The following is a 21,915-nucleotide window of genomic DNA, read 5'->3' as shown; positions in this document are numbered from 1 at the left end:
CCATGTCGAACGCCGTCCCGCATTCCGCTTCCTCCCTTTCCGCTGCCCGCCGCGCGCTGATCGTGATCGACGTGCAGAACGAATACGTGACGGGCAACCTTCCGATCGAATATCCACCGCTCGACGTGTCGCTCGCGAACATCGGCCGCGCGATCGACGCCGCGCACGCGGCCGGCGTGCCGGTGATCGTGGTGCAGCACGTCGCGCCGGCCGGTGCGCCGATCTTCGCGCCCGGCACCGACGGCGTCGCGCTGCACGCGGTGGTGGCCAGCCGGCCGTACGCGCATCGTATCGAGAAGACGCAGGCCAGTTCGTTCGCCGGCACCGATCTCGCCGCGTGGCTCGATGCGCACGGCATCGACACGCTCGCGGTGGCCGGCTACATGACGCACAACTGCAATGCGTCGACGGTCTATCACGCGGCGCATGCGGGGCTGAAGGTCGAGTACCTGGACGACGCGACGGGCGCGCTGCCGTACGAGAACGAAGCGGGCGCGGCGAGCGCCGAGGAGATTCACCGCACGTATGCGGTGGTGTTTCAGTCGAATTTCGCGGCCGTGATGTCGACCGACGCGTGGATCGCGGGACTGGCCGGCGCGCCGATGCCTTCGCGCGATTCGGTGGCCGCGTCGAACCGGCGGGCTCGCGCGCATCGCGCGAAGGCGGCCTGACCCGGCGCGGCAACCGCGCGCGCCATGCGCCGCGCGGTCAGTCGGGATCCTTCAGCATCGCCGGGCTGTAGCGCAGCATGTCGAAGCAGCCGTCGACGAGCTTTTCCGCATGCTGCTCGGCGTCGATCTCGTCGGGCAGCATCAGCATGTCGCGCACGAACCCGCTGACGAGCGTGTGCAGCATCAGCGTCGCGCGCCACGTATCGAGCCGCTCGGGCAACAGCTTGAGCCCCACGGCCACCGCGAGATCGGCGTCGATCATGTGCAGCGCCTCGCTCATTCCCGCGCGATTGCGTTGCAGCAGCGGCTCCATGTCCGCGACGTACTCGCACTTCATGAACAGGATGCTGAATACGCGCCGCAGCTGCGGGTCGCGCTGCACGCCGAGCAGGCACCAGATCAGGATCTGGCGCACCTTCTCGAGCGGATTGCCGCCCGGCGCGTCGGGCGGCATCCGCTTCAGTTCGTCGATCGGCAGGAACACGCGGTCGAACATCGCATCGAAGAGTTCGCTCTTGTTCGCGAAATGCCAGTAGATCGCGCCGCGCGTCACGCCGGCGTGCTGGGCGATGTCCGCGAGCGACGTATGCGATACGCCTTTCTCGAAGAACACGTGTTCGGCGGCGTCGAGAATGCGATTGCGCGTCTCGAGCGCCTCCTCCTTGGTACGTCTGACCATATGCAGGCCTGATTGGATCGATCGTCGGTGAATATAGGGTCCGCAACCCCTCGTCGCCGTCATGGAGACGGGCTATGCTTGCTGCACGTAACAATCTGTAAGACTGGGCAGCCGGCGGAGTACAAACGGGCTTTTTACATACATTCGTGAATGTATATACAATACCACCCTACGATCGAATGACCCAAGTGGCAATCAGTTAATATCCCACTCTGCTGATTCCCGCCCTAGTACCAGTCCGCAGTACGCGGCATCCCCGTCGGCACGGAGGTCTCGTGCCGACGTGCTGTATCTAGCAGTCCAGTAATTCAGGTGTTCGATCTGCGCCGCGAGGCGCATCCGTGTTGCGCTCCGGTCGGGCGCGGCACTTATTCCATTGGTTATACACAGAGGTCGCTCCATGCGCGTCGAACGGGTTCCATACCGCTTAATCACTGTCGCGACGGCCGCCGTTTTCCTGGCCGCGTGCGGCAAAAAAGAATCGGCACCGCCGCCGCAAACGCCGGAAGTCGGCGTCGTCACCGTCCAACCGCAATCCGTACCGGTCTTCACCGACCTGCCGGGCCGCACCAGTGCTTTCCTCGTCGCGCAAGTGCGCGCACGGGTCGACGGCATCGTGCTGCGTCGTGAATTCACCGAAGGCACCGACGTCAAGGCCGGCCAGCGCCTCTACAAGATCGATCCGGCGCCGTACATCGCCGCGCTGAACAGCGCGAAGGCGACGCTCGCGAAGGCGCAGGCGAACCTCGTCACGCAGAACGCGCTGGTCGCGCGCTACAAGGTGCTGGTCGCCGCGAACGCGGTCAGCAAGCAGGACTACGACAACGCGGTTGCCACGCAGGGTCAGGCTGCCGCAGACGTCGCGGCCGGCAAGGCGGCGGTCGACACCGCGCAGATCAACCTCGGCTACACGGATGTCGTGTCGCCGATCAGCGGCCGCGTCGGCATCTCGCAGGTGACGCCAGGCGCATACGTGCAGGCGAGCCAGGCGACGCTGATGTCGACGGTGCAGCAGCTCGACCCGGTGTACGTCGACCTGACGCAGTCGAGCCTCGAAGGGCTGAAGCTGCGTCAGGACGTGCAGAGCGGCCGTCTGAAGACGAGCGGCCCGGGCGCGGCGAAGGTGTCGCTGATCCTGGAAGACGGCAAGACCTATTCGGAGTCGGGCAAGCTGCAGTTCTCGGACGTGACGGTCGACCAGACCACCGGCTCGGTGACGATCCGCGCGGTCTTCCCGAACCCGGGCCGCGTGCTGCTGCCGGGGATGTTCGTGCGTGCACGGATCGAGGAAGGCGTGAACGAGAACGCGTTCCTGGTGCCGCAGATCGGCGTCACGCATGACCAGAAGGGCCAGGCGGTCGCGATGGTGGTGAACGCCAGCAACAAGGTCGAGCCGCGTCCGCTGAAGACTACCGGCATGCAAGGCCCGAACTGGATCGTCGAAGGCGGTCTGCAGGCGGGCGATCACGTGATCGTGCAAGGTGTCGACAAGGTGCGCCCGGGCGCGACCGTGAAGTCGGTCCCCGCGCAGCTCGCTCCGGCGGCCGATGCCGCCTCGGGTGCTGCTGCCCCCGCCGCGCCGGCCGCCGCCGGGTCCGGCACCGCCGCCGCTTCCGGTGCCGCCGCATCGGGCGCCGCGCCCGCGAGTGCTGCCGCTGCTTCGAGCGCGAAATAACAGGGAGCCTGTTTCATGGCAAAGTTTTTTATCGATCGCCCGATCTTCGCGTGGGTGATCGCCATCATCCTGATGCTGGCCGGGGTTGCGGCGATCTTCACGCTGCCGATCTCGCAGTATCCGACGATCGCGCCGCCATCGATCCAGATCACCGCGAACTACCCGGGCGCTTCCGCGAAGACGGTGGAAGACACGGTGACGCAGGTGATCGAGCAGCAGATGAGCGGTCTCGACAACTTCCTGTACATGTCGTCGACGAGTGACGACTCGGGCAACGCAACGATCACGCTGACCTTCGCGCCGGGCACCAACGCCGATATCGCGCAGGTGCAGGTGCAGAACAAGTTGTCGCTCGCGACGCCGGTTCTGCCGCAGGTCGTGCAGCAGCTCGGTCTGTCGGTCACGAAGTCGAGCAGCAGCTTCCTGCTGGTGCTCGCCTTCAACTCCGAAGACGGCAGCATGAACAAGTACGACCTCGCGAACTTCGTGGCGTCGCACGTGAAGGACCCGATCAGCCGGTTGAACGGCGTCGGTACCGTCACGCTGTTCGGCTCGCAGTACGCGATGCGGATCTGGCTCGACCCGAACCGCCTGACCAACTACGGCCTCACGCCGGTGGATGTCAGCTCCGCGATCACCGCGCAGAACGTGCAGATCGCGGGCGGCCAGATCGGCGGCACGCCGGCGAAGCCGGGCACCGTGCTGCAGGCGACGATCACCGAATCGACGCTGCTGCAGACGCCCGAACAGTTCGGCAACATCCTGCTGAAGGTCAACCAGGACGGCTCGCAGGTTCGCCTGAAGGACGTCGCGCAGATCGGCCTCGGCGGCGAAAACTACAACTTCGACACGAAGTACAACGGTCAGCCGACCGCGGCACTCGGTATTCAGCTCGCGACCAACGCGAACGCGCTCGCGACCGCGAAGGCCGTGCGCGCGAAGATCGACGAGCTCGCACCGTTCTTCCCGCACGGCCTCGTCGTGAAGTACCCGTACGACACGACGCCGTTCGTGAAGCTGTCGATCGAGGAAGTGGTCAAGACGCTGCTCGAAGGTATCGTGCTCGTGTTCCTCGTGATGTATCTGTTCCTGCAGAACCTGCGGGCGACGATCATCCCGACGATCGCGGTGCCGGTCGTGCTGCTCGGCACGTTCGCGATCATGTCGCTGGTGGGCTTCTCGATCAACACGCTGTCGATGTTCGGCCTCGTGCTCGCGATCGGCCTGCTGGTCGACGATGCGATCGTGGTGGTCGAGAACGTCGAGCGCGTGATGGCGGAGGAGGGACTGTCGCCGAAGGAGGCGACCCGCAAGGCGATGGGCCAGATCACCGGCGCACTCGTCGGCGTGGCGCTCGTGCTGTCGGCGGTGTTCGTGCCGGTGGCGTTCTCCGGCGGCTCGGTCGGCGCGATCTATCGTCAGTTCTCGCTGACGATCGTGTCGGCGATGGTGCTGTCGGTGCTGGTCGCGTTGATTCTGACGCCGGCCCTGTGCGCGACGATCCTGAAGCCGATCGAGAAGGGACATCACGAAGAGAAGAAGGGCTTCTTCGGCTGGTTCAACCGCACGTTCAACAACAGCCGCGACAAGTACCACGTCGGCGTGCACCACGTGATCAAGCGCTCGGGCCGCTGGCTCATCATCTATCTGGTCGTGATCGTCGCGGTCGGGCTGCTGTTCGTGCGCCTGCCGAAGTCGTTCCTGCCCGATGAAGACCAGGGCCTGATGTTCGTGATCGTGCAGACGCCGTCGGGTTCGACGCAGGAAACGACCGCGAAGACGCTCGCGAACATTTCCGACTACCTGCTGAAGGACGAGAAGGAAATCGTCGAATCGGCGTTCACGGTCAACGGCTTCAGCTTCGCGGGCCGCGGCCAGAACTCGGGTCTCGTGTTCGTGCGCCTGCGGGACTACTCGCAGCGTCAGCATGCGAACCAGAAGGTGCAGGCGCTGATCGGCCGGATGTTCGGGCGCTACGCGGGCTACAAGGACGCGCTCGTGATCCCGTTCAACCCGCCGTCGATTCCCGAACTCGGTACCGCCGCCGGCTTCGACTTCGAGCTGACGGACAACGCCGGTCTCGGCCACGACGCGCTGATGGCCGCACGTAACCAGCTGCTCGGGATGGCTTCGAAGGATCCGACGCTGCAGGGTGTCCGTCCGAACGGCCTGAACGATACGCCGCAGTACAAGGTCGACATCGACCGCGAGAAGGCGAATGCACTGGGCGTGACGGCGGATGCGATCGACCAGACGTTCTCGATCGCGTGGGCGTCGAAGTACGTGAACAACTTCCTCGACACCGACGGCCGGATCAAGAAGGTGTACGTGCAGGCCGACGCGCCGTTCCGGATGACGCCGGAAGACATGAACATCTGGTACGTGCGCAACGGGTCGGGCGGGATGGTGCCGTTCAGCGCGTTCGCGACCGGTCACTGGACGTACGGTTCGCCGAAGCTCGAGCGCTACAACGGCGTGTCGGCGATGGAAATCCAGGGTCAGGCCGCACCGGGCAAGTCGACCGGTCAGGCGATGACCGCGATGGAAGGGCTCGCGAAGAAGCTGCCGGTCGGTATCGGCTATTCGTGGACCGGCCTGTCGTTCCAGGAAATCCAGTCCGGCTCGCAGGCGCCGATCCTGTATGCGATCTCGATCCTCGTCGTGTTCCTGTGTCTCGCGGCGCTGTATGAAAGCTGGTCGATCCCGTTCTCGGTGATCATGGTGGTGCCGCTCGGCGTGATCGGCGCACTGCTTGCGGCGACGATGCGCGGCCTCGAGAACGACGTGTTCTTCCAGGTCGGCCTGCTGACCACCGTGGGCTTGTCCGCGAAGAACGCGATTCTGATCGTCGAGTTCGCGCGCGAACTGCAGCTGACGGAGAAGATGGGGCCGATCGAGGCCGCGCTGGAAGCAGCGCGCCTGCGGCTGCGTCCGATCCTGATGACGTCGCTCGCGTTCATTCTCGGCGTGATGCCGCTCGCGATCAGCAACGGCGCGGGTTCGGCGAGCCAGCACGCGATCGGTACGGGCGTGATCGGCGGGATGATCACGGCGACGTTCCTCGCGATCTTCATGATCCCGATGTTCTTCGTGAAGATCCGTGCGATCTTCAGCGGCGAGAAGGAAGACGTCGACGAGGCGCTGCGCCTGGCTCAGGCGCACTCGCACCACGAAGAGACGCCGGGCAACGGCGACGAAGGCAACAAGGGACAGTGATGATGCAAAAACACGCTTTGACTGCAATCGCAGTCGCGCTCTTTGCCACGGGCTGCACGATGGCGCCGCATTACAAGCGGCCCGATGCACCCGTCGCGCAGGCGTACCCGGCCGGCGGCGTCTACGCGACGCAGCCGGGCGCGGCCGGCGCGCGCAGCGCGAATGGCCAGGCGGCGACCGCCATCGGCTGGCGCGAGTTCTTCGTCGATCCGCGCCTGCAGCGGCTGATCGAGATCGCGCTGAAGAACAACCGCGACCTGCGCGTGTCGGTGCTGAACATCGAGGCGGCGCGCGCGCAGTACCAGATCACGCGCGCGGGACTGTTCCCGACGCTCGACGGTACGGGCACGGGGAATATTCAGCGCTATCCGGCCGGTGTGTCGCAGACTGGCCGGCCGCTGATCTCGCGCGTCTACAACGTCGGGCTTTCGGCATCGTGGGAGCTCGACCTGTTCGGCCGCGTGCAGAGCCTGAAGGATCAGGCGCTCGCGCAGTACCTGTCGACGTCGTACGCGCGGCAGGCGTCGGAGATCTCTCTGGTGTCGCAGGTGGCGGATCAATACCTGACGCTGCTGTCGACCGACGATCTGCTGAAGGTCACGGAAGACACGCTGAAATCCGCGCAGGCGTCGTACGACCTGACCAAGCTGCAGTTCGACAACGGCACGGGCTCCGAGCTCGAGCTGCGTCAGGCGCAGACGGTGGTCGAGACGGCGCTCGCGAACCAGCAGGCGCAGGCACGTGCCCGCGCGCAGGCGCTGAACGCGCTGGTGCTGCTGATCGGCGAGCCGCTGCCGGACGATCTGCCGCCGGGCATGCCGCTCGATGCGCAGAACCTGCTGACGGACGTCCCGCCTGGCCTGCCGTCGGATCTGCTCGCGCGTCGTCCTGACGTGATGCAGGCCGAGCAGACGCTGCTGGCCGCGAACGCGAACATCGGCGCGGCCCGCGCGGCGTTCTTCCCGAAGATCTCGCTGACCGCGGCATTCGGCACCGCGAGCCCGACGCTGGGCGGCCTGTTCAAGGCCGGCACGGCGGCGTGGTCGTTCGCGCCGAACATTGCGCTACCGATCTTCGAGGGCGGCTCGAACATCGCCAATCTCGATCTCGCGCACGTGCAGAAGCGCATCGAGATCGCGAACTACGAGAAGGCGATCCAGTCGGCGTTCCGCGAAGTGTCGGACGGCCTCGCCGCACGCGGCACGTACGACCAGCAGATCGCGGCGCTGGAGCGCAACGAGCACGCGCAGCAGCGTCGCTTCGACTTGTCGGACCTGCGTTACAAGAACGGTGTCGACAGCTACCTGTCGGTGCTGACCGCGCAGACGGATCTGTACTCGGCGCAGCAGTCGCTGATCAGCGCGCGTCTGGCACGCTGGACGAACCTGGTCGACCTGTACCGCGCCCTGGGCGGCGGCTGGATCCAGCGCGCAGGCGAAGCGCCGCGCGCGCCGGATGCACCGGTCGACTATGACAAGGCGGCCGCTCCGGCGCCTGCGTCGTCAACCGAGACGAACGGGTAAGCGCGACGGAGGACGGGGCGGGCAGCCGCTCCTGTGCATCGAACCGGCTATAACCGGCGATACGCGGAAACGAAAACGCCACGGATGCAAGTCCGTGGCGTTTCTTTTTGGGTGGTCGCATCGCGTGGGGCAGGGACCGTTGCCGTGACGATGCCTGCATCGGACTCGGGTGACTGCGGTGACGCGGGTGACGCGGGTGACACGGGTGACACGGGTGACACGGGTGACACGGGTGACACGGGTGACACGGGTGACGCGGGTGACACGGGTGACACGGGTGATTCCGGTCACGCCGGCCCGCTCGGCCAATCGGCCAATCGGCATCCGTGGCCATTCTGCCGCCTGCCAGCGCGTTCCTCATCCTCTATCGATCGCGCCAGCCCCGCCTAATCCGCGGCCCGCCAAGCAAAACGCCACGGCATGCCGTGGCGTTTTTCCTGACCGCCGTGCGCCGTCATCCGGCGCGGCACGATCAGTGGTGCACGTCGACGGGACGCCCGTCGAAGTCGTGCCCGGCGCGCCGAATCTCGCAGCGTGCGTCCTTTTCGCCTTTCACGCCGTTGAACACGATGTTCAGGATCACGGCCGTCGCCGATGCGAGCAGGATGCCGCTGTGCAGGATCGGCGCGAGCGCCGGCGGCAGCTTCGAGAAGAAGTGCGGCGACACGACCGGCACGAGGCCCATGCCGATGCTCACGGCGACGATGAACAGGTTGTGCGAGTTGCTCACGAAGTCGACCTTCGACAGCACCTTGATGCCGTTCGCGGCGACCATCCCGAACATCACGATGCCAGCGCCGCCGAGCACGAACGGCGGCACCGACGCGACGACCTGCGCCATCTTCGGGAACAGGCCGAGCAGCACGAGGATCACGCCGCCCGTCGCGCACACGAAGCGGCTCTTCACGCCCGTCACGCCGATCAGGCCGACGTTCTGCGAGAACGACGTATGCGGGAACGAGTTGAAGATGCCGCCGATCAGCGTGCCGAGGCCGTCGACGCGCAGGCCGCGCACGAGGCGCTCCTGGTTGACCGGGCGATCGACCATGTCGCCGACCGCGAGGAACATGCCGGTCGATTCGATGAACGTGACGAACATCACCGTGACCATGGTCACGATCGACAGCGGATCGAAGTGCGGCAGGCCGAAGTGGAACGGCATCACGAAGCCGACCCACGGCGCATGCGCCACGCCGTCGGTGTTCACGCGGCCGATCGCGAACGCGATCACGAAGCCGGCGACGATGCCGAGCAGCACCGAGATGTTCGCGATGAAGCCGCGGCCGAACTTGTTGATCAGCAGGATCAGCGTGAGCACGAGCAGCGACAGGCCGAGATAGACCGGGCTGCCGTACTCGGGGTTGCCGACGCCGCCGGCCGCCCAGTTGATGCCCACTTCCATCAGCGACAGCCCGATCACGGCGATCACCGTGCCGACGACCACGGGCGGGAAGAACCGCAACAGCTTGCCGATCATCGGCGCGAGCACGATGCCGATGATGCCGGCGGCGATGGTCGAGCCGAAGATATCGAGAATGCCGAGGCCGGGGTTCGTGCCGATCGCGATCATCGGGCCGACCGCCGCGAACGTGCAGCCCATGATGACGGGCAGGCGGATCCCGAAGATCCACAGGCCGAGCGTCTGGATCAGCGTGGCGATGCCACACGAAAACAGATCGGCGCTGATCAGGAACGCGATCTGGTCTTTCGGCAGCTTGAGCGCCGCGCCGACGATAAGCGGCACGGCGACGGCGCCGGCGTACATGACGAGGACGTGCTGCAGGCCAAGCGTTACCAGCTTGCCGGTCGGCAGCACTTCATCGCACGGATGGACCGTGTTCGATTGCATCTGTCTCACTCCATGATCTTGTTTTCGGGGTGATACGAAGTTATTCGGAATGAATCCATGCAACAAGAGCACTGGGTTCTATTCCGCTCTTTGCTGGTTCGATATGCCGCTTCGGCATGGAGCAGGGGCTCGATCATCGGGAAACTGCCGCAGGAGTGAGGTGTACCGGTTTTATAGCGCTTCAAAATAGCGCCGGCCCCCATGTCAAATATGGGTCCTTTTATGGTGTGTATCGGGCGGGCCGCATAGTGGCAAAAAGCGGGGTGCGGAAATCGTGCCGGGTTAACCCGCGAACGGCCGCTTTCGCGCGCAAGGTGCGGCCCGGTGGAACGCGGCGGCCCGACCGCACGTTCGATGCGTCGAAGCGGCGGCCAAAACCGGGGCCCACGTCGCGATCCCGTTATCATCGATATCCGTTCATACGAATCCTCTTCACGTCATGCGCCTGCTCGGAATCGACCTCGGCACCGGCTCCGTCAAACTCGTCACGCTCGATGCCGACGGCGTCGAGCGGGCGGTTGCGAGCGAACCTTACGGGTTGTCGTCGCCGCAGCCCGGCTGGGCGGAAATCGCGCCCGACATCTGGTGGCAGGCGCTCGTGCGCGCGGCCGCGCGGCTGCCGGCCGACGAGCGTGCGCGGGTGGCGGCGATCGGCTTCTCGGGCCAGATGCATGGCGTCGTGCTGATCGACGCGGCCGGCCAGCCGGTGCGGCCCGCGCTGCTGTGGCCCGACACGCGCGCGGCGCGCGAGGCGGATGCGGCCGGCTGGCCGGCGGCCGGATTGCCGGTCGCACCGAATCCCGTCGCGCCCGGCATGGCAGGCCCGCTGTTGCGCTGGCTAGCCACGCACGAACCCGATGCGCTGCGTGCCGCGCGCTGGGCCGTGCAGCCGAAGGACTGGCTGCGCATCGCACTCGGCGGCGACGTGGCGGCCGATCCGAGCGACGCGTGCGCAACCGCGCTCGCCACGCCCGACGGCGCGTGGGATATCGCGTTGATCGAGGCGCTCGGCCTGCCGGCCGACCGCTTCGCGCCGGTTCGTGCGTCCACGGCGCGCGGCGGCGTGCTCGGCGCGCAGGCCGCCGCCGCGCTCGGCCTGCCGGCCGGCGTGCCGCTCGCGACGGGCGCGGCCGATACCGCGTGCGCGGCGCTCGGCAGCGGGCTGGCCGCGGCAGGCGATGCGCTGCTGACGACCGGCAGCGGCGGCCAGATCGTCGTGCTCGCGGATGCGCTGCCGCCCGCGCGGCGCGGCTTGCACCGCTATCGTGCGGCGGCAGGCGGCGGCTATTACACGATGGCGGCGATGCAGAACGTCGGGCTCGCCCTCGAAGCCGTGCGCGGCTGGCTCGGCTACGCGCGATGGGCCGATGCGTATGACGACGCGTTCGCGCAGCCGGCGTCCGAACGGCTGTGCTTCCTGCCGTACCTGACCGGCGAGCGTTCGCCGTGGATGAACCCCGATGCGCGCGGCGGCTGGCTTGGCCTCGGGCTGGGCGACACGCGCGGCGCGATGATGCGCGCCGCGTTCGAAGGCGTCGCCTTCGCGTTGCGCGCGGGGCTCGATGCGATCCGCGACGCCGATCGCGGCGACGCGGTGACGACGCTGCGCCTCGCCGGCGGCGGCTCGGTCGATCCGCGCTGGCGCCAGTTGCTCGCCGATGCGCTCGGCGCGTCGCTGCAGGCGATCGATTGCCCGAACGCCGCGACGCGCGGCGCCGCGCTGCTCGCCGGCGTCGCGATCGGGCATTGGCGCGAGGATGCGTTGCGCGCGCTGGCGCCGAGCGCGTCGCCGGTTGCCGCGCCGCATGACGATCGCCGGCTGGCTGCACGCCACGCGCGCTTCGTCGATCTGTACGCGCGCACGGATGCATGGTTCACGACGGGCGTTTAAACTCGAACACTTGTTCTTTTGCGTCAGCGATGACGCATCCTGGCAAGCCGGCGACCGTTTCGAGCACGCGATGCGCGGCGGGAGCGGCCATCATGGCGAGCACGAGATTCTTGCGCCGTGCCGCGCGGCACGGCTTCGACCGCTTTGCATGACACCCCGGCAGGCGCCGCACGCCGGCCCGGGCCGATCTCACAGACACACAGGAGTGACACGATGAAAACGAAAGCCGCGATTGCATGGAAGGCGGGTGCGCCGCTGACGATCGAGGAAGTCGATCTCGAAGGGCCGCGCGCCGGCGAAGTGCTGATCGAAGTGAAGGCGACGGGCATCTGCCACACCGACTACTACACGCTGTCGGGCGCCGATCCGGAAGGGATCTTCCCGGCGATCCTCGGCCATGAAGGCGCGGGCGTGGTGGTCGACGTCGGCCCCGGCGTCGGCACCGTGAGAAAGGGCGACCACGTGATTCCGCTCTACACGCCCGAATGCCGCGAGTGCAAGTTCTGCCTGTCGCGCAAGACCAACCTGTGCCAGAAGATCCGCGCGACGCAGGGCAAGGGCCTGATGCCGGACGCGACGTCGCGTTTCTCGCTCGACGGCAAGCCGCTGTTCCACTACATGGGGACGTCGACCTTCTCGAACTACATCGTGGTGCCGGAGATCGCGGTCGCGAAGGTGCGCGAGGACGCACCGTTCGACAAGATCTGCTACATCGGCTGCGGCGTGACGACGGGCGTCGGCGCGGTCGTGTACTCGGCGAAGGTCGAGGCCGGTGCGAACGTCGTCGTGTTCGGCCTCGGCGGGATCGGCCTGAACGTGATCCAGGGCGCGAAGATGGTCGGCGCGGACAAGATCATCGGCGTCGACATCAACCCGAAGCGCGTCGAGCTCGCGAAGAAGTTCGGGATGACGCACTTCATCAACCCGAACGAAGTCGAGAACGTCGTCGACCACATCGTGCAGTTGACCGACGGCGGCGCCGATTATTCGTTCGAATGCGTGGGCAACGTGAAGCTGATGCGCCAGGCGCTCGAATGCACGCACAAGGGCTGGGGCCAGTCGTTCATCATCGGCGTGGCCGCGGCCGGCGAGGAAATCAGCACGCGTCCGTTCCAGCTGGTGACGGGCCGCGAGTGGAAGGGTTCGGCGTTCGGCGGCGCGCGCGGCCGCACCGACGTGCCGAAGATCGTCGACTGGTACATGGAAGGCAAGATCAACATCGACGACCTGATCACGCACACGCTGCCGCTCGAGCGGATCAACGAAGGCTTCGACCTAATGAAGGCCGGCGAGTCGATCCGCTCGGTCGTGCTGTACTGACCGGGAGCGCACCGCCATGCTCGAACTCGTTTCCTCGCATGCGTGCCACGGCGGCGAGCAGCGTTTCTACCGTCACGACTCGGCAACCATCGGCCTGCCGATGAAGTTTTCGGTGTACCTGCCGCCGCAGGCCGCGCACGCGCGCGTGCCGGCGCTGTTCTATCTCGCGGGGCTCACGTGCACCGACGAGACGTTCGCGATCAAGGCCGGCGCGCAGCAATACGCGGCGCAGCACGGCATCGCGCTCGTGATGCCGGACACGAGCCCGCGCGGCGCGGGCGTGCCGGGCGAGACCGACGCGTGGGACTTCGGTGTCGGCGCGGGTTTCTACGTCGATGCGACCGAAGCGCCGTGGTCGACGCATTACCGGATGGAGTCGTACGTGACGGGCGAGCTACGCGAGCTCGTCGCGGCCGAGCTGCCGATCGACGGCGCGCGGCTCGGCATCTTCGGCCACTCGATGGGCGGGCACGGGGCGCTGACGCTCGCGTTGCGCCATCCGGGGCTTTACCGGTCGGTGTCGGCGTTCGCGCCGATCGCCGCGCCGACGCGCTGCCCGTGGGGCGAGAAGGCGTTCTCCGGTTATCTCGGCGCCGATCGCGACGCGTGGAAGCAGCACGACGCCAGCGAACTCGTCGCGCGCCCGGATGCGCCGAAGTTCGCGGAAGGCATTCTCGTCGATCAGGGGCTGGCCGATCAGTTTCTCGCGAACCAGCTGAACCCCGACGTGTTCGAAGCCGCCTGCGCGAAGGCCGGCCAGCCGCTGACGCTGCGCCGCCATCCGGGCTACGACCACGGCTACTACTTCATCTCGACGTTCGTCGCCGATCACCTCGCGCATCACGCGCGCGTGCTGGCGCGATGAACCGAGCGGGACACGCGTCCCGCTGATGCGAATACGCCCGTCGCGTTGTCACACGACAGCGGCGGCCGCAAAACAAAACGCCGGCGCTCCCCTCGGGCACGCCGGCGTTTTCATTTTCCTCGCGGGCCCGTTGCGACGCGGGCCGCGCGCGTCAGCCCATCAGTTGCGCCGCAACAGGCTCGCGCCGTACACGAGCGCCGACAGCGCGGTGATCCAGAAGCTCGTCGGCCAGTCGGTGTGATACGCGAGCACGATGCCGGCCCACGCCTCGAACAGCGCGAACAGCGCGGCGAGCAGCACGCCCGTCGACAGTCGCGTCGACACGTTCTGCGCGGCCGCCGCCGGCCCGACCAGCAGCGTGAACACGAGCAGCACGCCGACGATCTGCGTCGCCGCGGCCACCGCGAGCGCGCACACCGCGAGGAACAGCATCGACACCGTGCGCAGCGACACGCCCTTGGCTTCGGCCAGCTCGGGCTGCAGCGATGCGAACAACAGCGGCCGCGCGATCAGCGCGAGCGCGGCGAGGCTCACCGCGCCGATGCCGGCGAGCACCGCCAGCGTGTCATGGCTGACCGCGAGCACGTTGCCGAACAGCAGCGCGGTGACCTGCGTCGCGAACGACGTGTAGAAGTGCAGGAACAGCAGGCCGCAGCCGAGCGCGCCGGACAGGATCACGCCGATCGCGACGTCGCGGCCCGCGAGCCGTTCGCCGAGCGCGCCCATCCCGATCCCGGCCGCGAGCGTGAAGCCGACCATCCCCCAGATCGGCGAGATGCCGAGCAGCACCGCGCCCGTCGCGCCGGTGAAGCCGACGTGCGACAGCGCGTGGCCGGCGAAGGTCTGCCCGCGCAGCACCAGGAAATAGCCGACGATGCCCGCGAGCACCGCGACGATGCCCGACGCCGCGAAGGCGTTGATCATGAAGTCGTATTCAAACATCGTGCGAATGCCCGGGATGGGCGTGTCCGTGGTGGTGATGGCCGTGGCCGCCGCCACCGCCGTGCGAATGGCCGTCGTCGTCCTCGTGCTCGTGGTCGTGCTTCTCGATCTCGACGTCGCCCGACATCACGAAGATCTTGCCGTTCACACGCATCACGTCGATCGGCGATCCGTAGAGCCGCGACAGCACGGGCTTCGTGATCACCTCGTCGACGGTGCCGAGCGCCGCGACGCCGTTGCCGAGATAGAGCACGCGGTCGAGCGCGTTCAGCAGCGGATTCAGTTCGTGCGCGGAGAACAGCACGGTGATGCCGAGTTCGCGCTGCACGTTGCGCACGAGTTCGACGACGCCGCGCTGATGGTTCGGATCGAGGCTGATCAGCGGCTCGTCGAGCAGCAGCAGCTTCGGGTTGCCGAGCAGGCATTGCGCAAGCAGCAGGCGCTGCCGTTCGCCGCCCGACAGCTCGGACAGCGGGCGGCGCGCGAGCGACGGGCCGCCGACGAGGTCGAGCACGCGATCGACGTCGCGGCGCGTGGCCGCGTTCGTATGCGGCAGGCCCCAGCGGTGGCCGTCGGCGGCCATCGCGACGAAGTCGTAGCCGCGCATCCGGCGGTTCGCGAGGCCGCTCCTGATCTGCGGCATGTAGCCGATCGACGCGTTGCCGCGCACGACCGGCACGCCGCCGACCGACAGCGTGCCGGCCGACAGGGGAACGAGGCCGAGCACCGCGCGCATCAGCGTCGTCTTGCCCGCGCCGTTGGGCCCGAGCACGCCGACGAATTCGCCGGGCCCGATCGAGAAGCTGACGTCGCGCAGGATCGTGCGTCCGCCCAGTTCGAGCGTGACGCGATCGACGGCGAGCGCGTGAGGAGTGGCGGTCATGGCGTTACGGTCATCTATTACTTGCCGGCTGAAAGCGCATTGCCGAGCGCATCGAGCTGGCCGATCATCCATTGCTGGAAAGTCTGGCCGGCCGGCTGCGTCTCGGTGACGCTGACGGTCGGCACGCCGCCGTCGCGCGCGATTTTCAGCATGCGCTTGGTCATCGGTTCCTCGGCCTGGCTGTTGTAGATCAGCGCGCGCACCTGCTTCTTGCGCAGGTCGTTCTCGAACGCGGCGACGTCCTGCGCACTCGCCTCGGTGTCGTTCATCGTCGCGAGCTGGAAGCGCTGGTTGCGCATGTCGAGGCCGATCGCGTCCGACATATAGCCGAACACGGGCTCGGTGGCCGTCACGGGCACGCCCTTGTACTTCGCGCGCAGCGCGGCGACCTTGTCGTCGACGGGCTTCAGCGACGCGACGAACTTCCGCAGGTTCGCATCGTACTCGGCCTTGTTCGCCGGGTCGGCGCGGCCGAGCTCGGCCGCGATCGCGCGTGCGGCCGCCGGCATCGTCGCCGGGTCGTACCACAGGTGCGGGTTGTCGCCGGCCTTCTTGCCGACCAGCTCGGCGACGACGATCGTCGCGCGCTTTGCCTGCTTCGATGCGCCGAGCAGCTTGCCCATCCACGGATCGTAGTTGGCGCCGTTGTAGATCACGACCTGCGCGTGCTGGAGCGCGCGGGCCGTCTTCGGGCTCGCTTCGAACAGGTGCGGATCCTGATCGGGATTGCTGAGGATGCTCGTGACCGCGACATGGCGGCCGCCGATTTGCGACGCGACGTCGCCGTAAAAATTCTCCGCGGCGACGACGTCGACGGTCGCGGCCTGCGCGAACGAGGGCGCGGCCAACGACAGTGCGGCGACGGCGGCGGCCAACCAGCGGACAGGCGACAGGGCACGCCGCGACGCGCGCTTCAGGGCAATGGACATGGAACTCCTCGTTGGAAGGGCGGCGCGTACGCCGCGCGATTCGGCGTCAGCGCTGGGCGGGCTTGCGCTTGCAGTGCCCGCACAAGCCGCTCAACTCGACGACCTGGTGGTGGACTTCGAAACCGTGCGCGGGCCCGCTCGCGGACAACTGCTTCGCGAGGTCCCCGCCGGGAATCTCGACGGTGTCGCCGCACGCATCGCAGATCAGGAACTGGCCTTCGTGCGGCACGCCGATCTCGCAGCAGGCGAAGAACGCGTTCTTCGATTCGATCCGGTGGATGAAGCCGTGCTCGACGAGGAAATCCAGCGCGCGATAGACGGTCGTCGGCGGCACGCGGCCGCGCTGCGGTTCGAGTTCCGCGAGCAGGTCGTACGCGCCGATCGGGCGCTGCGCGGCCAGCACGCGTTCGTAGACCTGGCGGCGCAGCGGCGTCCACGCGAGCCCGTGCTCGGCGGCGAATGCGTCGGCCCGGGACAGCCGGGCGTCAATGGACGATGAGGTGGCCATGGCGTGAAGCAGGGCGATGAAACACAGTATCGCGATGATATAACGTATCGCCGCACCGTGCAGCGCGAATTCCGTTTCCCACCTTCGCTCCGTCCCCTTCACCGTTGATTCCACCGCGCCGCACCGTGGGCCGCACGCGTTGCCGTGTGGGGGCGGCGGGGCGTCGGCATGCGCCGCCGTGCCGCAGCGCGTCATAGAAAGCCGTCGCGTCGTCTTGACAGCGCGTATCGCGTATCCGATCATTCGATCACTAACAGAGCAATTGATCGGTCGGAGAGCGTTCGCTCACTTCGCGACCGTCGAGCAGCAGAACGAACCGGAGACAGCCAGTGAGACTGGAAGACAAGGTCGCGATCCTGACGGGCGCCGCAAGCGGCATCGGCGAGGCGGTCGCGCAGCGCTATCTGGACGAGGGCGCGCGCTGCGTGCTCGTCGACCTGAAGCCGGCAGGCGGCTCGCTCGCGCGGCTGATCGAGGCGAACCCCGGCCGCGCGGTGGCGGTCACGGCCGACGTCACGCGCCGCGACGACATCGAGCGGATCGTCGCGACGGCGATCGAGCGCTTCGGCGGCGTCGACATCCTGTTCAACAACGCGGCGCTGTTCGACATGCGCCCGATCCTCGACGAATCGTGGGACGTGTTCGACCGGCTGTTCTCGGTCAACGTCAAAGGGCTGTTCTTCCTGATGCAGGCCGTCGCGCAGCGGATGGTCGAGCAGGGGCGCGGCGGCAAGATCGTCAATATGTCGTCGCAGGCCGGCCGTCGCGGCGAGGCGCTCGTTTCGCACTACTGCGCGACCAAGGCCGCGGTGATCAGCTATACGCAGTCGGCCGCGCTCGCGCTCGCGCCGCACCGGATCAACGTGAACGGCATCGCGCCGGGCGTGGTCGACACGCCGATGTGGGAGCAGGTCGACGCGCTGTTCGCGCGTTACGAGAACCGGCCGCTCGGCGAGAAGAAGCGGCTCGTGGGCGAAGCCGTGCCGCTCGGCCGCATGGGCGTGCCGGGCGACCTGACGGGCGCCGCGCTGTTCCTCGCGTCGGCCGACGCCGACTACATCACCGCCCAGACGCTGAACGTCGACGGCGGCAACTGGATGAGCTGACATGCCGCCGCTCGCACGCGCAACCCAGGTGGATTCGCTGAACGCGGCCGCCGCCGCACGAGGGCACGCCTGATGGCCGAGATCGTCGTCGCCGGCGAACTGCTGGCCGAATTCGTCGCCGCCGAGCGCGGCCAGGGCTTCGATACGCCGGGCCTGTTCGCCGGACCGTTCCCGAGCGGTGCGCCCGCGATCTTCGCCGATCAGGCCGCCCAGCTCGGCGCGCGCGTCGCGTATGCGGGCTGCGTCGGCCGCGACGCGTTCGGCGACGCGATCGTCGCGCGGCTCGCCCGCGACGGCGTCGACGTCGCGCGCATCCGCCGCGTCGCACGTCCGACCGGCACCGCGTTCGTCGCGTATCGCGACGATGGCTCGCGCAGTTTCGTCTTCACGTTGTCGACCAGTGCGGCCGCGTGCGTCGATGCGTCCGACGTCGATGCCGCGATGTTCGACGGCTGCCGCTATTTCCACGTGATGGGCTCGTCGCTGACGAGCGAATCGGCGATCGCGGCGGTGCAGCGCGGGGTGATCGAGGCCGCGCGCGGCGGTGCGAAGGTGTCGTTCGATCCGAACGTGCGGCCCGAGATGCTGAGTTTTCGCCCGATGCGCGCGGCACTCGACGAGATGCTCGCCGCGTGCCACCTGTTCCTGCCGAGCGAAGCCGACCTGCCGTTCTTCTGCGGGCCGCAGCCGGCCGAGCGCGCGATCGCGGGCCTGCTCGCGACGCATCCGCTGCTCGAGCGCGTCGTGCTGAAGCGCGGCGCCCAAGGCAGTGTCGCGTTCGACCGCGCGAGCCGCGTCGAGGCATCGGCTTTTCCGGTCGACGAACTCGATCCGACCGGCGCCGGCGACTGCTTCGGCGGCACGCTGGTCGCGAGCCTCGTCGCGGGCGTGCCGATCGAGGTCGCGCTGTGCCGCGCGAACGCGGCCGGCGCGATCGCGGTCACGCGGCGCGGCCCGATGGAAGGCAACAGCAGCGCGGCCGAGATCGACCGTTTCCTGACCGAACGAGGTATCGCATGTCCGGCCTGACGACCGTTGCCGAGCGCACGCGCACCGCGCACGCGGACACCGTGCTGCGGATGATTTTCGACGCGAACCGCGCGGATGCGCAGCGCGGCATCTATTCGATCTGCAGCGCGCACCGGCTCGTGCTGGAGGCCGCGTGCGAAGCCGCGCGCACGGACGGCTCGCCGCTGCTGATCGAGGCGACCTGCAATCAAGTGAACCATCTCGGCGGCTATACGGGCATGACGCCGGCCGATTTTCGCCGCGACGTCGATGCGATCGCCGCGCGCTGCGGGCTCGCGCCGTCGGCGCTCGTGCTCGGCGGCGATCATCTCGGCCCGAACCCGTGGCGGCACCGCCGCGCGGCCGACGCGATGCGCGAGGCCGGTGCGATGGTCGCCGCGTATGTCGAAGCCGGGTTCGAAAAGATCCATCTCGATGCGAGCATGGCGTGCGCGGACGATCCGGCGCGGCTCGACGATCGCACGATCGCCGCGCGCGCGGCCGAGCTGTGCCGCGTGGCGGAAGACGCGGCGTCGCGCGCCGGCGTCGCGCCCGTCTACGTGATCGGCACCGAGGTGCCGACGCCGGGCGGCGAAGTCAGCGGCGATGCAGGCGAGGCGAGCAACGACGCGATCGCGCAAATCGCGGTCACGCGCGGCGACAGCATCGCGGCGACGCTCGACGCGCACCGCCGCGCGTTCTCGGCGGCCGGGCTCGACGACGCGTGGACGCGCGTCGTCGCGGTCGTCGCGCAGCCGGGCGTCGACTTCGACGATCGCCACGTGCTCGACTACGACAGCGCCAAGGCAGCGTCACTGGGCGCGAGTATCCTGCAGACACCGCGCCTCGTGTTCGAAGCGCATTCGACCGATTACCAGACCGAAGCCGCGCTCGCCGCGCTCGTGCGCGACCACTTCGCGGTGTTGAAGGTCGGCCCCGCGCTGACGTTCGCGCTGCGCGAGGCGCTGTTCGCGCTGACGTTCATCGAGGACGCGCTGATCGACGACGTCGCGCAACGCTCGCGGTTGCGCGAGGTGGTCGACGCGGCGATGCGCGCGCAGCCCGAGCACTGGGCGCCGTACTACCGCGGCGACGAGACCGAGCAGCGGCTCGCGCGCCAGTTCAGCTACAGCGACCGCATCCGCTATTACTGGCTGCAGCCGGCCGTCGCGGCCGCGGTCGAGCAACTGTTTTCCAACCTCGCGCGGCAGCCGGTGCCGGAGACGCTCGTCGCGCAATGGCTGCCGGACGTGTACGCGGCGTGCCGCGCGGGCGGCCTGGCACGGGAACCGCGCGCATGGGTGCGCCACCGGATACGCGACGTGATCGCGCACTATGCGCGCGCGTGCGGCATGCAGCGGCCGGCGTGACGGGCCGCGAAGGAAACGACGCAACACCGACGACCAACCGACGATACTTCGAACAATCACAGGAGACATGCCATGCAACGAAAGATGCTCGACGCCGCCGCACGCTGCTTCGCCGGAGCCGCGCTCGCGACGGCCGCGTGCGCGGCGTCCGCCGGCACGCTGACGATCGCGACGCTGAACAACCCCGACATGATCGAGTTGAAGAAGCTGTCGCCGGCGTTCGAGAAGGCGAACCCCGACATCAAGCTGAACTGGGTGATCCTCGAGGAGAACGTGCTGCGCCAGCGCGCGACGACCGACATCACGACCGGCAGCGGCCAGTTCGACGTGATGGCGATCGGCACCTATGAAACGCCGCAGTGGGGCAAGCGCGGCTGGCTCGCGCCGATCACGGGCCTGCCGGCCGACTACGATCTCAACGACATCGTGAAGACCGCGCGCGACAGCCTGTCGTACAACGGCCAGCTCTACGCGCTGCCGTTCTACGTGGAAAGCTCGATGACGTTCTACCGCAAGGACCTGTTCGCGGCGAAGGGGCTGAAGATGCCCGACCAGCCGACCTACGACCAGATCGCCGAATTCGCGGACAAGCTCACCGACAAGTCGAAGGGCACCTACGGGATCTGCCTGCGCGGCAAGGCCGGCTGGGGCGAGAACATGGCGTACGTGTCGACGGTCGTGAACACGTTCGGCGGGCGCTGGTTCGACGAGAACTGGAATGCGCAGCTGACGTCGCCCGAATGGAAGAAGGCGATCAATTTCTACGTGAACCTGCTGAAGAAGAACGGCCCGCCGGGAGCGAGCTCGAACGGCTTCAACGAGAACCTGACCTTGACCGCGTCCGGCAAGTGCGCGATGTGGATCGACGCGACGGTCGCGGCCGGGATGCTCTACAACAAGCAGCAGTCGCAGGTGGCCGACAAGATCGGCTTCGCGGCCGCGCCGGTCGCCGCCACGCCGAAGGGCTCGCACTGGCTGTGGGCGTGGGCGCTGGCCGTGCCGAAGACGTCGAAGCAGCAGGATGCCGCGCGCAAGTTCATCGCGTGGGCGACGTCGAAGCAGTACATCGAGATGGTCGGCAAGGACGAGGGCTGGGCGTCGGTGCCGCCGGGCACGCGCACGTCGACGTATCAGCGCCCCGAGTACAAGGCCGCCGCGCCGTTCTCGGACTTCGTGCTGAAGGCGATCGAGACGGCCGACCCGAACGATCCGTCGCTGAAGAAGGTGCCGTACACGGGCGTGCAGTACGTCGGGATTCCTGAATTCCAGTCGTTCGGCACGGTGGTCGGCCAGTCGATCGCGGGCGCGGTCGCGGGCCAGATGTCGGTCGACCAGGCGCTCGCCGCCGGGCAGGCCGCCGCCGACCGCGCGGTGCGGCAGGCCGGCTACAAGAAGTAACGCGCAAGCCGTCGCGCGGCCCGCATCGTGCACCGTTGCGCACGGCGCGGGCCGGCGAAGCCGACAGGCGGGCAGGCCGTTC

17 protein-coding genes are annotated in these 21,915 nt (G+C 67.8%); 11 read left to right on the top strand and 6 right to left on the bottom strand.

Going from position 1 to position 21,915, the window contains the following annotated elements; translation table 11 throughout:
* Positions 1 to 2 precede the first annotated feature (2 nt).
* Positions 3 to 671: a cysteine hydrolase family protein gene (locus CFB46_RS01100; RefSeq protein ID WP_089499144.1), complete on the top strand. Its 669-nt coding sequence runs from the start codon at positions 3 to 5 to the stop codon at positions 669 to 671.
* Between the two features lie 37 nt (positions 672 to 708).
* On the opposite strand, the gene CFB46_RS01095 is transcribed toward CFB46_RS01100, so the two are convergent.
* The gene (locus tag CFB46_RS01095; protein ID WP_027785291.1) at positions 709 to 1,350 is read right to left on the bottom strand and encodes a TetR family transcriptional regulator; all 642 of its coding nucleotides are present in this window, start codon (positions 1,348 to 1,350) and stop codon (positions 709 to 711) included.
* A 400-nt stretch (positions 1,351 to 1,750) separates the two neighbouring features.
* Here CFB46_RS01095 and CFB46_RS01090 point away from each other — a divergent pair, with 400 nt between their 5' ends.
* Genes CFB46_RS01090 through CFB46_RS01080 form a run of 3 tightly spaced genes read left to right on the top strand, consistent with a single transcriptional unit; the run spans position 1,751 to position 7,764 of the window.
* The gene (locus CFB46_RS01090; RefSeq protein WP_089499143.1) at positions 1,751 to 3,025 is read left to right on the top strand and encodes an efflux RND transporter periplasmic adaptor subunit; all 1,275 of its coding nucleotides are present in this window, start codon (positions 1,751 to 1,753) and stop codon (positions 3,023 to 3,025) included.
* 15 nt (positions 3,026 to 3,040) lie between these two features.
* The gene (gene bpeB, locus CFB46_RS01085; RefSeq protein ID WP_027785289.1) at positions 3,041 to 6,241 is read left to right on the top strand and encodes an efflux RND transporter permease BpeB; all 3,201 of its coding nucleotides are present in this window, start codon (positions 3,041 to 3,043) and stop codon (positions 6,239 to 6,241) included.
* Positions 6,241 to 7,764 (top strand): efflux transporter outer membrane subunit, encoded by a 1,524-nt coding sequence (locus CFB46_RS01080; protein ID WP_089499142.1) that lies wholly within the window; start codon positions 6,241 to 6,243, stop codon positions 7,762 to 7,764. The genes bpeB and CFB46_RS01080 overlap by 1 nt, the downstream gene beginning before the upstream one ends.
* 472 nt (positions 7,765 to 8,236) lie before the next feature.
* Here CFB46_RS01080 and CFB46_RS01070 read toward each other — a convergent pair whose 3' ends face one another.
* Positions 8,237 to 9,613, bottom strand: coding sequence for a nucleobase:cation symporter-2 family protein (locus tag CFB46_RS01070; RefSeq protein WP_179235018.1), 1,377 nt, complete (start codon positions 9,611 to 9,613; stop codon positions 8,237 to 8,239).
* Between the two features lie 439 nt (positions 9,614 to 10,052).
* On the opposite strand from CFB46_RS01070, the gene CFB46_RS01065 reads away from it, so the two are divergent.
* The 3 genes from CFB46_RS01065 (at position 10,053) to fghA (ending at position 13,689) form a co-directional block, all read left to right on the top strand.
* Positions 10,053 to 11,504: a xylulokinase gene (locus CFB46_RS01065; protein ID WP_089499140.1), complete on the top strand. Its 1,452-nt coding sequence runs from the start codon at positions 10,053 to 10,055 to the stop codon at positions 11,502 to 11,504.
* Positions 11,505 to 11,717: 213 nt separating this feature from the next.
* A complete protein-coding gene (locus CFB46_RS01060; RefSeq protein WP_006483756.1) occupies positions 11,718 to 12,824 on the top strand; it encodes an S-(hydroxymethyl)glutathione dehydrogenase/class III alcohol dehydrogenase in 1,107 nt (368 codons plus the stop codon).
* Between the two features lie 16 nt (positions 12,825 to 12,840).
* On the top strand, positions 12,841 to 13,689 hold the full coding sequence (gene fghA, locus CFB46_RS01055; protein ID WP_089499139.1) for an S-formylglutathione hydrolase: 849 nt from the start codon (positions 12,841 to 12,843) through the stop codon (positions 13,687 to 13,689).
* Between the two features lie 159 nt (positions 13,690 to 13,848).
* Here the strand turns inward: fghA and CFB46_RS01050 are convergent, their stop codons facing one another.
* Genes CFB46_RS01050 through CFB46_RS01035 form a run of 4 tightly spaced genes read right to left on the bottom strand, consistent with a single transcriptional unit; the run spans position 13,849 to position 16,951 of the window.
* On the bottom strand, positions 13,849 to 14,631 hold the full coding sequence (locus CFB46_RS01050; protein WP_089499138.1) for a metal ABC transporter permease: 783 nt from the start codon (positions 14,629 to 14,631) through the stop codon (positions 13,849 to 13,851).
* The gene (locus CFB46_RS01045; protein WP_089499137.1) at positions 14,624 to 15,514 is read right to left on the bottom strand and encodes an ABC transporter ATP-binding protein; all 891 of its coding nucleotides are present in this window, start codon (positions 15,512 to 15,514) and stop codon (positions 14,624 to 14,626) included. Before CFB46_RS01045 ends, CFB46_RS01050 begins: the two co-directional genes overlap by 8 nt.
* A gap of 17 nt (positions 15,515 to 15,531) precedes the next feature.
* Positions 15,532 to 16,443 carry a metal ABC transporter solute-binding protein gene (locus CFB46_RS01040; protein ID WP_089499136.1) on the bottom strand — a complete coding sequence of 304 codons (912 nt, stop codon included), beginning with the start codon at positions 16,441 to 16,443 and terminating at the stop codon, positions 15,532 to 15,534.
* A gap of 46 nt (positions 16,444 to 16,489) precedes the next feature.
* Complete coding sequence (locus tag CFB46_RS01035; RefSeq protein ID WP_027785279.1) at positions 16,490 to 16,951, bottom strand: Fur family transcriptional regulator; 462 nt, start codon at positions 16,949 to 16,951, stop codon at positions 16,490 to 16,492.
* Between the two features lie 329 nt (positions 16,952 to 17,280).
* On the opposite strand from CFB46_RS01035, the gene CFB46_RS01030 reads away from it, so the two are divergent.
* The 4 genes from CFB46_RS01030 to CFB46_RS01015 all read left to right on the top strand — a co-directional run bounded on the left by CFB46_RS01030 (position 17,281) and on the right by CFB46_RS01015 (position 21,833).
* On the top strand, positions 17,281 to 18,057 hold the full coding sequence (locus CFB46_RS01030; RefSeq protein ID WP_089499135.1) for an L-iditol 2-dehydrogenase: 777 nt from the start codon (positions 17,281 to 17,283) through the stop codon (positions 18,055 to 18,057).
* Between the two features lie 72 nt (positions 18,058 to 18,129).
* Positions 18,130 to 19,086 (top strand): sugar kinase, encoded by a 957-nt coding sequence (locus tag CFB46_RS01025; RefSeq protein ID WP_089499134.1) that lies wholly within the window; start codon positions 18,130 to 18,132, stop codon positions 19,084 to 19,086.
* On the top strand, positions 19,074 to 20,435 hold the full coding sequence (locus CFB46_RS01020; RefSeq protein WP_089499133.1) for a D-tagatose-bisphosphate aldolase, class II, non-catalytic subunit: 1,362 nt from the start codon (positions 19,074 to 19,076) through the stop codon (positions 20,433 to 20,435). The genes CFB46_RS01025 and CFB46_RS01020 overlap by 13 nt, the downstream gene beginning before the upstream one ends.
* Positions 20,436 to 20,507: 72 nt before the next feature.
* Positions 20,508 to 21,833 carry an ABC transporter substrate-binding protein gene (locus tag CFB46_RS01015; protein ID WP_027785275.1) on the top strand — a complete coding sequence of 442 codons (1,326 nt, stop codon included), beginning with the start codon at positions 20,508 to 20,510 and terminating at the stop codon, positions 21,831 to 21,833.
* The last annotated feature ends 82 nt before the right edge of the window (positions 21,834 to 21,915 follow it).

The organism is Burkholderia sp. HI2761, from assembly GCF_002223355.1.
Classification (GTDB): domain Bacteria; phylum Pseudomonadota; class Gammaproteobacteria; order Burkholderiales; family Burkholderiaceae; genus Burkholderia.
The sequence above is the reverse complement of the archived record's forward strand: the minus strand, read 5'-3'. Positions and strand labels throughout refer to the sequence as shown.